The 12,261-nt window shown below is 39.9% G+C and carries 9 protein-coding genes; 2 read left to right on the top strand and 7 right to left on the bottom strand.

The features are described 5' to 3' along the window. The first annotated feature begins 11 nt into the window (after positions 1-11). Positions 12-509 carry a phosphatase domain-containing putative toxin gene (locus tag AACV33_RS09945; RefSeq protein WP_023604492.1) on the top strand — a complete coding sequence of 166 codons (498 nt, stop codon included), beginning with the start codon at positions 12-14 and terminating at the stop codon, positions 507-509. A 71-nt stretch (positions 510-580) separates the two neighbouring features. After that, positions 581-1,789 carry an organoarsenical effux MFS transporter ArsJ gene (gene arsJ, locus AACV33_RS09940; protein ID WP_182699273.1) on the top strand — a complete coding sequence of 403 codons (1,209 nt, stop codon included), beginning with the start codon at positions 581-583 and terminating at the stop codon, positions 1,787-1,789. 20 nt (positions 1,790-1,809) lie between these two features. Here the strand turns inward: arsJ and AACV33_RS09935 are convergent, their stop codons facing one another. The 7 genes from AACV33_RS09935 to aspA all read right to left on the bottom strand — a co-directional run bounded on the left by AACV33_RS09935 (position 1,810) and on the right by aspA (position 12,142). Continuing rightward, positions 1,810-2,340 (bottom strand): MltR family transcriptional regulator, encoded by a 531-nt coding sequence (locus tag AACV33_RS09935; protein WP_017022862.1) that lies wholly within the window; start codon positions 2,338-2,340, stop codon positions 1,810-1,812. Between the two features lie 49 nt (positions 2,341-2,389). After that, a complete protein-coding gene (locus tag AACV33_RS09930; protein ID WP_065609301.1) occupies positions 2,390-3,538 on the bottom strand; it encodes a mannitol-1-phosphate 5-dehydrogenase in 1,149 nt (382 codons plus the stop codon). Positions 3,539-3,616: 78 nt separating this feature from the next. Continuing rightward, entirely contained in the window at positions 3,617-5,569 is a 1,953-nt protein-coding gene (locus tag AACV33_RS09925) for a PTS mannitol transporter subunit IICBA (protein WP_065609303.1), read from the bottom strand. 689 nt (positions 5,570-6,258) lie between these two features. After that, entirely contained in the window at positions 6,259-7,059 is an 801-nt protein-coding gene (gene nagB, locus AACV33_RS09920) for a glucosamine-6-phosphate deaminase (RefSeq protein ID WP_012551244.1), read from the bottom strand. Between the two features lie 107 nt (positions 7,060-7,166). Next, positions 7,167-9,035 carry a protein-disulfide reductase DsbD gene (locus AACV33_RS09915; protein ID WP_017022859.1) on the bottom strand — a complete coding sequence of 623 codons (1,869 nt, stop codon included), beginning with the start codon at positions 9,033-9,035 and terminating at the stop codon, positions 7,167-7,169. Positions 9,036-9,226: 191 nt separating this feature from the next. After that, positions 9,227-10,528: an anaerobic C4-dicarboxylate transporter gene (locus AACV33_RS09910; protein ID WP_017022858.1), complete on the bottom strand. Its 1,302-nt coding sequence runs from the start codon at positions 10,526-10,528 to the stop codon at positions 9,227-9,229. 165 nt (positions 10,529-10,693) lie between these two features. Continuing rightward, entirely contained in the window at positions 10,694-12,142 is a 1,449-nt protein-coding gene (aspA, locus tag AACV33_RS09905; protein ID WP_017022857.1) for an aspartate ammonia-lyase, read from the bottom strand. Positions 12,143-12,261: the final 119 nt, after the last annotated feature.

Raw genomic sequence — 12,261 nt, 5'->3', positions numbered from 1 at the left:
GAGGTTTTATAATGACGCATCCAACTTGGGAATTACCGGTTTCTGGCACTCATGGCGCGTTGATTTTAACGCCTTGTCCGGGAACTAAGGGCGTTGAATTAATCGAATCTCTAACGCAATTAAAAGCACAAGGTGTAGAAGCCATTGCCACGGCGTTAAACCAAGATGAACTTACCGAAAAAGGCGTAGGCTCTCTTGGTGAAGAGGTACAACGTCTAGGGATGAAATGGTTTTATCTTCCCATTGAAGATGATTGTGCACCGGGGGATGAATTTGCAAAACAATGGAAATTAGCAACGCCTGAGCTGCAACAAGTGGTAGAAAGCAATGGCAAAGTAGCAATGCATTGCATGGGGGGATCTGGTCGTACAGGATTACTTGCTGGGCATTTACTGTTGGATTTAGGCTGGGATTTGGATGTAATTAAACAGCAAGTTCAAGCGTTACGTCCGGGGGCTTTCACTAAGCCTGTGCAAATTGAATACATTGATTTTATTGCTCACAAATAATCTGTATTAACAAAGACCTTAATATTGTTTTTTTCGTTTTAAGGTCTTTTCATTTTATTAGGTTTTCTATTATGTTTTCTCAATTTAGTCATAACGTTCGACAGTATATGTTGGTGACGTTTAATTATTGGAATTTCACCATTACTGATGGCGCATTGCGTATGTTGGTGGTGCTGTATTTTCATGATTTAGGTTACGGCACCTTAGCCATTGCTTCTCTCTTTTTATTTTATGAATTTTTTGGTGTCGTAACGAATTTACTCGGAGGGTGGTTAGGGGCTCGGCTAGGGCTAAATAAAACCATGAATGTGGGTTTGATAATGCAAGTTTTTGCATTATTGATGCTGGCATTACCGAGTGTTTGGTTAACTATCCCATGGGTGATGGCAGCACAGGCATTATCTGGTATTGCTAAAGATCTGAATAAGATGAGTGCAAAAAGTGCGATTAAAACATTAGTGCCTAGCGATCAAGAAGGGGCGCTTTATAAGTGGATAGCGATTCTTACGGGTTCTAAAAATGCGCTTAAAGGGGCCGGGTTCTTTTTAGGTGGATTACTATTAACGACGGTTGGATTTCAGCTTGCCGTTATTGGGATGGCAGCGGTTCTTTTTGCTGTTTTTCTTGGTAGCGTAATGTTGCTTGATGGTGACATGGGAAAAGCAAAGTCCAAACCTAAATTTACGCAGTTATTTTCAAAATCAGAACAGATTAATCGGTTATCAGCGGCACGTTTATTTTTGTTTGGTGCAAGAGATGTTTGGTTTGTCGTCGCTTTACCGATTTATTTAGGCAGTGTGTTTGGTTGGGATCACTCTTTAGTGGGTGGTTTTTTAGCATTGTGGGTTAGTGCTTATGGGGTTGTTCAAGGATTTGCTCCTAAGATAACAGGTAAAAAAGAAGGTCAAACCCCTGATGGCAGAGTGGCATTACATTGGGTTGCGCTGTTAACGATAATCACGGGGATTATTGCGTATTTAGTCCAAATTGAATGGCAGGCTGAATATACTATCGTGATTGGTTTGTTGATTTTTGGCGCTGTCTTTGCGATTAACTCATCACTGCATTCGTATTTAATTGTGAGTTACGCCAAAGGCGATGGTGTTTCTATGGACGTTGGCTTTTACTATATGGCGAATGCGATGGGGCGTTTGATCGGAACGATTTTATCTGGACTAGTCTTTCAAGTGGCAGGTTTTGCCGCGTGTCTGTGGGTATCTTTCGGTTTCTTGCTTCTATCTACGCTGATATCAATTAAATTACCTAAAAATACAGAATGACGTTAATAGAGATTAAATCATTAAAATGGACTTTCTTTCTGTAATTCTGCACAAATATCGACAATTGCTAATGACAGACCAGAACGGATCATTTGTTTTTGTCGATCTATTTGCATTTGATAGAACATCAGGTCGGTGTCGTCATTCATTGGGGTGATTTCTAGTTGAATCATTCCCATTCTTTTAACTAAATGAAGTGAGTTTATCGGTGTGATTACTTGTGGATCGGTAAATTGAAATTCATTCATTTCAGCGTTTAATTTATTACGAAGTTGAATTAAGCCTTCAATATCATGATAGGTATTATTGGGTAATACACCTAAGCCAAAAAGAAGCTTTAACCTTACGTTTAAATCGCCGAGTGGACCTGAATCTTGAAGTAATGGGCCGATCACGGATTGAACTGCGAAGTCATCTTTACGAAAAATACGTTGGATTAACCCGTCGATAGATTCATTAAGAATATCGACAGCAATGATGAAAAAACCACGCACAGAAGGTGCATCGTCTAGTCGTTCAATGATGTTAGATTCGTTTATTACTTCTGTCATAAAATAGCCATAAAAGAGAGAGGCATTACGCCTCTCTAACTGTTTCTTATTAGTTTAATGTCGTAAAGATTGCTTCAATCTTTTTCGCTTCTGCACTGTTTTCATTTAATCCGGTGTAATGCGCTAGTGTCGCTTTTAAGCCAGATTCCTGTAAGCGAGTTTGTAGCTCTACTGCTTGTGGATCTGTGTCATTTACGTATTTAAATGCGGCAGCGATGCCTTTTAATAGTGTTTTATTTTCAATTCCGTATTCGATTGTACCTAATAACGGTTTGATTAGGCGATCATTTTCACCTAATTTACGAATTGGCTGACGGGCAACGCGATCAATCTCATCTCGTAAATACGGATTCGCAAATCGGCCTAAGATTTTTTCGATATAGGCAGCATGTAATTCTTTATCAAAACCGTAGCGACGAATGAGCACTTCCCCACTTTCTTCCATTGCGGCTTTTACTTCGGTTCTAATTTCAGGGTCTTGAATCGCGTCACGTACGGTCTCATGGCCTTTTAATGCACCAAGATAAGCCGTAATGCAATGACCGGTATTTAAAGTGAAGAGTTTGCGCTCAACAAACGCCATTAGATTGTCTGTTTTTTCCATTCCAGCAATATTAGGTACGCCACCTTTGAATTGTTTTTCATCAACAATCCATTCGCTAAAACTTTCAACGGTGACTTCAAGTAAATCGTCATTGGCCGCTTCTGATGGTGGAACAATACGGTCAACCGCAGAATCAACAAAACCAACTAATTCGTCACAACGTGCATGAAAAGAGTCGTCAAGATGAGAGTACACTTCATTTTTAAGGTGAGTAGTACCTCGAACCATATTTTCGCAAGCAATGATATTAAGTGGTGATTCATTGTTGGCTTCAAAACGTTTGGTTAGACCTTTTGCGATGGTTTTTGCAATAATATTTAATACGTTAGGGCCAACCGCGGTTGTCACTAAATCGGTGTGTACAATACGCTCAATAACGTCGTCACTGGTTGAGTTTACGGCAGTTACATGAGTAACTGTGTCGATTTGGCATTTAGACCCAACGACTTTTACTTTGTATGATTGGTCATGACAAAGTTGATCAACTAACGGTGCATCAACATCTGCGAATGTAACAGCGACGTTTGAATCAGAAAGAACTTTACCAATAAAACCACGACCGATATTACCTGCGCCAAAATGTACTGCTTTCATAATAATTACCTTCAATTTTATATTAGGAGGAAGCCAGCCCTATAGGGGTAAAGCTGACTTCTTATTGGTACTAAATACTTATGCTGCTTGTTCGCCTGAAAGAATCTCTAAAACCTCACTAACGCTGTTAGTCGATGTTAGTTTTTCGATGGCACCAGGTTCGTCAAGTGCATTCGTAATTGCAGTAATTACTTGAATGTGTTCATCATTTTTTGCAGCAATACCAATAACCAATTTAGCGATATCATCACCGTCTTCAGTGAATTGAACACCTGATGGGTACTGACAGATAACAATGCCTGTTTTGATTATTCGGTCTTTGGCCTCTATTGTTCCATGTGGTACGGCAATAGATTCGCCAAGGTAAGTGGAGACCAGTTTTTCACGATCAAACATCGCCGATACATATTCTGGTTCAGCATAACCCAGAGAAACGAGTTGCTCTCCTGCGTATTGAATGGCTTCTTCTTTCGTTTTACATGTTAATCCAAGATGGATGTTTTTTGACTCGATTTGGAAAGGGTGTGCATTTTGTGGTTCAAAGAAATCGTCATTTGCTGCCACTGGAGAAACTTGAGGCATCTCATCATCATTTGCCGCTTCTGGATAAGTAGAAGCCATGATACGAGCGATTAAATCGTTATAGATATGGCTATCTAAGAAATTCGTTAATGAAATATGCTCTGCGTTTTCTGCGTGCTTACGTGCACGGTCCGTTAAATCTTTATGAGTAATCACAATATCGACATCCGTAGGTAAGTTATTGATAGCACAGTTTGTTACGCTGATTTTTAAGCCTGCTGCTTGTACTTTTTTGCGAAGCAGACCTGCACCCATTGCACTTGACCCCATGCCAGCGTCACACGCTACGATGATTTTTTGGATGTTATTGAATTTTGTTGAGTTACTTTTTTCAGCAGTCATACCAGAAGGTTGACCTTTTGAATCAGATTTCATATTACGCATTTTTGATGTCGCATCATCGAGTGATGTTCCGTCATCTTCATCTGATGTCGCTTGAGTTTTCATTAGGATTGCGGCAACAGTAAATGAAACGGCAGTAGCAGATAAAATTGAACAGATAACGCCAAGCGCAGAGGCTTTAGGTGTCAATAGTAAGATGGCAAAGATAGAGCCTGGAGATGCTGGAGCAACCATACCTGCATTAAACAGAGTTAGAACGAATACCCCTGTCATGCCACCTGCAATCGCTGCAAGAATTAAGCGCGGGTTCATAAGAATGTATGGGAAGTAAATTTCGTGAATACCACCAAAGAAGTGAATGATAGATGCACCACCAGCGGTTTGTTTTGCTGTGCCTTTACCAAAGAACATATAAGCAAGAAGAATACCTAAGCCAGGTCCTGGATTTGCTTCAATTAAGAAGAAGATAGATTGGCCAGTTTCGTTTGCCTGTTGGATACCTAGAGGAGAAAAGATACCGTGGTTAATGGCGTTGTTCAGGAATAGAATTTTTGCTGGTTCAACAAAAATAGAAGTTAAAGGCAGAAGACCTGCATCGACTAAGAAGTTAACCCCCCCAGCAAGACCCGCAGATAAGACCTTAACAAAAGGACCAATGAAGAAGAAAGCAACAATTGCACACAACATACCAATGATGCCGGCAGAAAAGTTGTTAACTAGCATTTCAAAGCCGCTTTTGATTTTACCATCGACTTTTTGGTCGAACAGTTTAATCGCTAGGCCGCCCATAGGACCCACCATCATTGCGCCCATGAACATTGGAATATCAGTACCAGCAATCACACCCATAGTGGTAATTGCACCAACAATGGCACCACGTTCGCCTCCCACTAATTTACCCCCGGTATAACCGATAAGCAGTGGAAGTAAATAAGTAATCATTGGGCCAACTAGTTTCGCTAACTCTTCGTTAGGGATCCAACCAGTAGGAATAAATAAAGCTGTGATAAAGCCCCATGCGATAAACGCACCAATGTTAGGCATTACCATATTTGATAAAAAACGACCAAAATTTTGTATCTTGATCTTTGCATCTGGTGATATCATGAGTGATTCCCCGTTTGAGGTTTTTATTAAACTGTCTAAAAATGACTCGCCAAAGTCATTGGTTAATTTCTAAGTACAGACATAATTTACCATAGATTTTTTAATTGAACCGATAACGGGAAATTCGTGAATCAAGTCACGTTTTCACTCCATCTGCAATAAATAAAGTAGATCTTCGTTGCATTAACGTATTGAAAATTTACTACAAAAAATAAAATCCAACCTTGTCAATTACTATTTGCCGATCAAGATCTCGTTTGTAGAGATTCTCTCAAGTAAGAAATAGTGACCCTTGTCACGAATGTTGAATTTGAATTTAAATAATTAAACATCAAAGTGATTTGCTTCACGTTTTCATCTTTTATTTACGCTTCGAATTAAATCGTTTAATTTCGTTGCTTGTAAACTGAAATTTTATTACGAATAAAACTGCCTCTTAAGTATTATCCTTCATTTGCTTTATTTCCATTTTACGACTCTGTTTTTTGTTTGTGGGTGCTTTCAATTAGAAGGTGTTTTTTGTATGCGTGGAATTTGAAGCGTATTTTGGAGGTAAAAGATCGTGAGAATAAAAAAAGAATATGATGTGAGTGGTTAAATGTGGAGTGGTGTTGAAATGATAATCCAAAAAATAGACATAAAAAAAGGAGAACATAAGTTCTCCTTTTTGCGATGTATAAAGCAGAAGATTAAACGTGCTTAATGTTTTCAGCTTCTAGTTCTTTAAAGTATTTAACTGTTTTCACTTTCAATTCTTGTTGTGATGCTTCATCACAAACGATCACTGATTTAGGGTGAATTTGAAGTGCTGATACTGTCCACATGTGGTTTACAGAACCTTCAACAGCAGCTTGTAGAGCAAGTGCTTTGTTGTGGCCAGTAATTAGGATCATGATTTCAGCAGAATCAAGCAGAGTACCAACACCGATAGTTAATGCGTACTTAGGTACTTGAGCAATATCGCCGTCGAAGAAACGAGAGTTAGCAATACGAGTATCTTCAGTTAGTGTTTTGATACGAGTACGAGATGCTAGAGATGAAGCTGGTTCGTTAAATGCGATATGACCGTCGTTACCAACACCACCCATGAACAAGTTAATGCGGCCGTAAGACTTAATTTTGTCTTCGTAACGCTGGCATTCTTCTTCGTGGTTGTCAGTGTTACCGTTTAGAAGGTTAATGTTTTCTTCTTGGATATCAACATGGTTGAAAAAGTTTTCAAACATGAAAGTACGGTAAGATTCTGGGTGATTTGTATCAAGACCGATGTACTCATCCATGTTGAATGTTACTACGTTCTTAAAGCTTACTTTGTCTGCTTTGTACAGTTCAATTAGCTTTTTGTAAGTATTAAGAGGAGTTCCACCAGTAGGAAGACCAAGAACAAATGGACGATCTGCTGTTGGGTTAAACTCATTGATGCGGTTAACAATGTGTTGTGCTGACCATGCGCCTACTTGTTCTGCTTGGTTTAATGGAATAAGTCTCATCATATACCTCAAAAAATTAATGTAATTGTTCGCTTAATTGCGTTAATTCGCATTGTAAAATAAGTGTCTTCGTAATGCTAATGATTTTGGTCAATAAAGGAGCAAAATTATTCAACCAAGCTCACATTTTGTTGCAAATGCTGAATAAACGGCTCTGCTTTCATGAATCCCGTAAGGCGAGAGTCTGATAAATAATCGCCATTTGCATTCCAAAAATCGATGGTAGGTAAACCTAACACTTTAAGTTGTTTTAATAATTCAATATCAACTGGGCTGTTTTTGGTGACATCGGCTTGCAACAAAATAAAGTTGGATAGTAACGGTTCGACGTTTTCATCATGAAAGGTGTATTTTTCAAATTCTTTACAAGCGACACACCAATCTGCATAGAAATCGAGCATCACAGGCTTTCCTTGAATTTTTGCTACCTCAAGTTCTTTGTTTAATTCATCAATAGTAGAGATGCGCTTAAAGGTCACTGTTTGAGTAGTGGCAACTTGGCTCGATGTTTTCCCTGATATAGCATCGATGACAGGAATCGCTGAGCCGACAATACCCAAGATAGCGATGATACCAGCAACACTTGTTTTCCATGATTGGGGCATCGTTGCTTTGACATGATATAACCAACCAAATGCTACGATCCCAAGAGCAGACCAAATAAATGGCGTGATGTTATGAGGAAGAATTCGCTCTAATAAGAAGACTGGAACCGCGAGAAGAATAAAACCAAATAGGGTTTTCACATACGTCATCCATACGCCTGCTTTTGGTAGCAGCTTATTACCAAATACTGCGGCTAAAATTAATGGGATCCCCATACCAATCGCTAAGGCATACAACGCAACAGCGCCTGTTAGTAAGTCCCCACTTTTTGCGACATAAAGTAACGCACCAGACAATGGTGCAGTTGTACATGGTGAGCACACTAAACCAGAGATTGCACCCATCGCAAATACGCCACCTAAGTTACCGCCTTTTTGTTGGTTACTGATGTCGTTTAATTTGGTTTGTAAGCTGCTTGGTAATTGAATGGTGTAAACACCAAACATGGACAGTGCCAACAGCACAAACATCACACTCAAACCAATAAGAACGTAAGGATGTTGTAATGCTGCTTGGAATTGTAGACCGGCAGAAGCAACCACTAACCCAAGTAAAGTGTAGGTAAGAGCCATGCCTTGAACATAGACAAAAGACAGTTTGAAGGCTTTACCGTGAGAAAGTTTACCGCCACCTAAAACAATGCCCGTTAAAATAGGGTACATAGGTAACACACAAGGAGTAAACGCAAGACCAATACCTAACGCTAAGAATAAAAACGGAGTCCACCAAGCATCACCTAGATCGCTTGCAAGCGCTTGCTGCTGAGTTTGATTTTTTGGTTGTTGAATACCAGCGGTATTTAGAGTATTTACCGATGGTGATGTCGCTTTTTCTACGCTCACTGGTGCGGTTTCGCTTTTGGCTACCACATGAGTATTCGCCGTTTCGTTTTGGTATGAGCTTGAGGCTGTGAGCATGGATAATGGGATTTTACGGATTTCTGGTGGATAACAGAATCCTGCTTTTGCACACCCTTGATAACGAACGGTTAGCTCTGCATCTTTATCGACTGAGATGAGTGGCACAGTGATGGTCAATGGCTTGGTGTAGATATTAACATCACCAAAAAATTCATCGTTATGAGGGGTGCCTTGTTCCATGACTAAGTCGGCAATTTTAGCATCATGCGCTGAGACTGAAATACGCTGCTGATATAAGTAATAATCAGGTTTTACTTGCCAATCTAAATAGACGCGATCCCCTTGTTGCATGAAATTGAATGGGAAGGCTTCATTTACGGTCACAAAAGAAGAGTCTTGTTGATTTTGTAGTTTAGTTAAATCAAAAGCTGCAACCGCTTGGGGTGCAAAGGACGTAAATAAAATGAAAAATGATAAAAGGGCGGCTCTAAATCGGAGTAAATTCGTCATGTGGGAGTCTTTATAAAAATAGATACGGATATGACTATCGAAATGGTCAAGAGTTCAGCAAGTATAATATCAATTCGCACTAACATCTATGATCCGTTTTTTGAGATTTTTCCTCTTTAAATCGATTATTGAGATATAAAAAATGGCAGCTAAATTAGCTGCCATTGAAGGGGATGTTTGAGTCTTCTTAATTAAAGAATAATTCCACCAAATAAGAAACCTAGAGCAACAGAAGTAGAAATCGTTGCAACACCTGGGATGAAGAATGGGTGGTTGAATACAAGGTTACCAATACGTGTTGAGCCGGTGTCATCCATTTCAACCGCCGCCAGAAGCGTTGGATAAGTAGGAAGAACGAACAATGCACTTACCGCAGCAAAAGAAGCAACGGCAGTGATAGGTGCAACACCGATTGCCAATGCAGCAGGCATTAATGCCGTTGTTGTCGCGCCTTGAGAGTAAAGCAACATTGAAGCAAAGAATAAAACAACCGCTAGCATCCACGGGTATTGTGCAAGGATCTCAGCAGAGAATTCTTTGATCTCACCAATGTGAGAAGACACAAATGTATCACCAAGCCATGCTACACCAAGAACACACACACACGCGCTCATGCCTGATTTGAATGTAGCGGCGTTTGCAATTTGAGAGGCATCAATCTTTGTGAAAGTAACAATAGCGGCCGCTGCTGTTAGCATTAGCGCCATAATTGCTTCATTTCGGCCAATGGTTGGGTGCTCAATAAGACCCACACTGCCACTGATCATCGTTGCATAAGCAACAACGGCTACGATGGCAACACAGAAAATATAAACCGAGATTTTTGCTGTCGGTAAAATTTCACGTTTACCAGAGCCATTCATTTTGACGAGGCCTTTTGCAAGGCGCTCTTGATAAACAGGATCATCTTTTAATTCACAGCCTAGGAAGTTAGCAACAAATGCACCAACCATACACGCTAAGAATGTTGATGGAATACATACTGCTAATAGCGTTAAGTAATCCACACCTAGTGGCTCAAGAATACCCGAGAAAAAGACAACCGCCGCTGAGATTGGAGAGGCAGTGATTGCTATTTGAGAAGCAACAACAGCAATAGAAAGTGGGCGAGATGGACGGACACCTTGTTCTTTCGCCACTTCTGCAATAACAGGAAGGGTTGAGAATGCCGTGTGACCGGTACCTGCTAGCATGGTCATGAAATAAGTCACTATCGGTGCATAGAAAGTAATGCGTTTTGGATTTTTACGTAAAAATTGTTCTGCTAAATCAACCAACCAATCCATACCACCAGCCACTTGCATTGCTGCAATAGCCGTGATTACAGACATGATGATTAAAATCACATCGATAGGAATAGAACCTGCGTCTAAACCCAATATCATGGTTAAGACAAGAACGCCCGCACCACCCGCAAATCCGATACCAATACCACCGATACGCGCACCTAAATAGATGAACAGCAGTACGACAAGAAGCTGTACAGCAATCATATGTAACTCCAGTTTTAAAATTAAAATAGTTATTCAGATTTTTATTGGGTGTGTATATACCAATTCAATAAAAAGATGAATGATTACTTGAGTGTTTTATTAATAAAATATTAAGAAGATAAAAAAAGCGAGCTTCAGAGAGCTCGCTATTTGAGGTGTTATGAATTAATCGTAACGTTTTGCTTTGTATTGAGGGTGCATTAGATTTTCAACTGAGAAGATGTCATCTAATTGCTCTTCTGTTAGTAGGCCACGCTCAAGAACTACATCACGAACGTTTTTGCCTGTTTCTGCACAAATTTTACCAACAATGTCACCTTCGTGGTGGCCAATGAATGGGTTTAGGTATGTAACGATACCGATAGAGTTAAATACGTGAGCTTCACATACTTCTTTGTTTACCGTGATACCGTCGATACATTTGTCACGTAGGTTTACACATGCATTTTTCAAGATTTCGATAGATTCGAATAGGGCTTGACCAATAACAGGTTCCATTACGTTTAATTGCAGTTGGCCTGCTTCAGCAGCGAAAGTCACTGTTGTATCGTTACCAATTACTTTGAAGCATACTTGGTTTACAACTTCTGGAATTACTGGGTTTACTTTTGCAGGCATGATTGAAGAACCAGCTTGAAGCTCAGGTAAGTTCAATTCATTGAAACCAGCACGAGGGCCAGAAGAAAGAAGACGTAAATCATTACAGATTTTAGATAATTTAACCGCAGTACGTTTTAGTGAACCGTGGATCATTACGTAAGCACCACAGTCAGAAGTCGCTTCGATTAAATCTTCAGCAGCAACACATTCTAGACCCGTTACTTCAGCTAGATGACGAACTGCCGCTTCTTGGTAACCAGTCGCCGCGTTTAAGCCAGTACCGATAGCAGTTGCACCGATGTTTACTTCTAAAAGAAGTTGCGCTGTGTAATTAAGGTTTTTCACTTCTTCTTTAAGCAATACGCCCCAAGCGTGGAATTCTTGACCTACTGTCATTGGAACTGCATCTTGAAGTTGAGTACGACCCATTTTTAGAACGTTACGGAATTCTTGATCTTTAAGATCGAATGCACCTTTTAGGTATTCTATCGCTTCAATCAATTTCATCATGCTGTTGTATACAGCAACACGGAAACCCGTTGGGTATGCACAGTTAGTTGATTGAGAGCGGTTAACGTGATCGTTAGGGTTAATGATGTCGTATTCGCCTTTCTCTTTGCCCATAAGTTCAAGAGCAACGTTTGCGATAACTTCATTTGCGTTCATGTTTACAGAGGTACCAGCGCCACCTTGATATACATCTGATGGGAACTGATCCATGCATTTGCCAGTTTCAAGAATTAAGTCACATGCTTTGATGATGTACTCACCAACTTGTGAAGGAATAGCACCTAATTCTTTGTTTGCTAAAGCGGCTGCTTTTTTCGTGTAGATCATGCCACGAACTAATTCTGGAACATCAGAGATAGTGACGTTTGAAATGTTAAAGTTTTCCATCGCACGAAGAGTATGAATGCCGTAATAAGCTTCAGCGGGAACGTGGCGTTCACCTAGTAAATCTTCTTCAATACGAGTTGCGGTATTTGTTTTTTCTAAATCAAGCATCTGAGTCATAGTAAGCCTTTAAGGTTCTATATTTTAATTATTGGATTCTTTCCAAGTGACCATGCCTGCGAGTAGAGTCCGTTCGTCAGAAGTGATCAATATCGTACCTGATGCCTTGTTTTGAAGTT

Origin of the sequence: Aliivibrio sp. SR45-2, from assembly GCF_963890165.1 — a bacterium.
Lineage (GTDB): Bacteria > Pseudomonadota > Gammaproteobacteria > Enterobacterales > Vibrionaceae > Aliivibrio > Aliivibrio salmonicida.
Note: the sequence above shows the minus strand (reverse complement) of the source record. Positions and strands in the feature narration are given on the sequence as shown.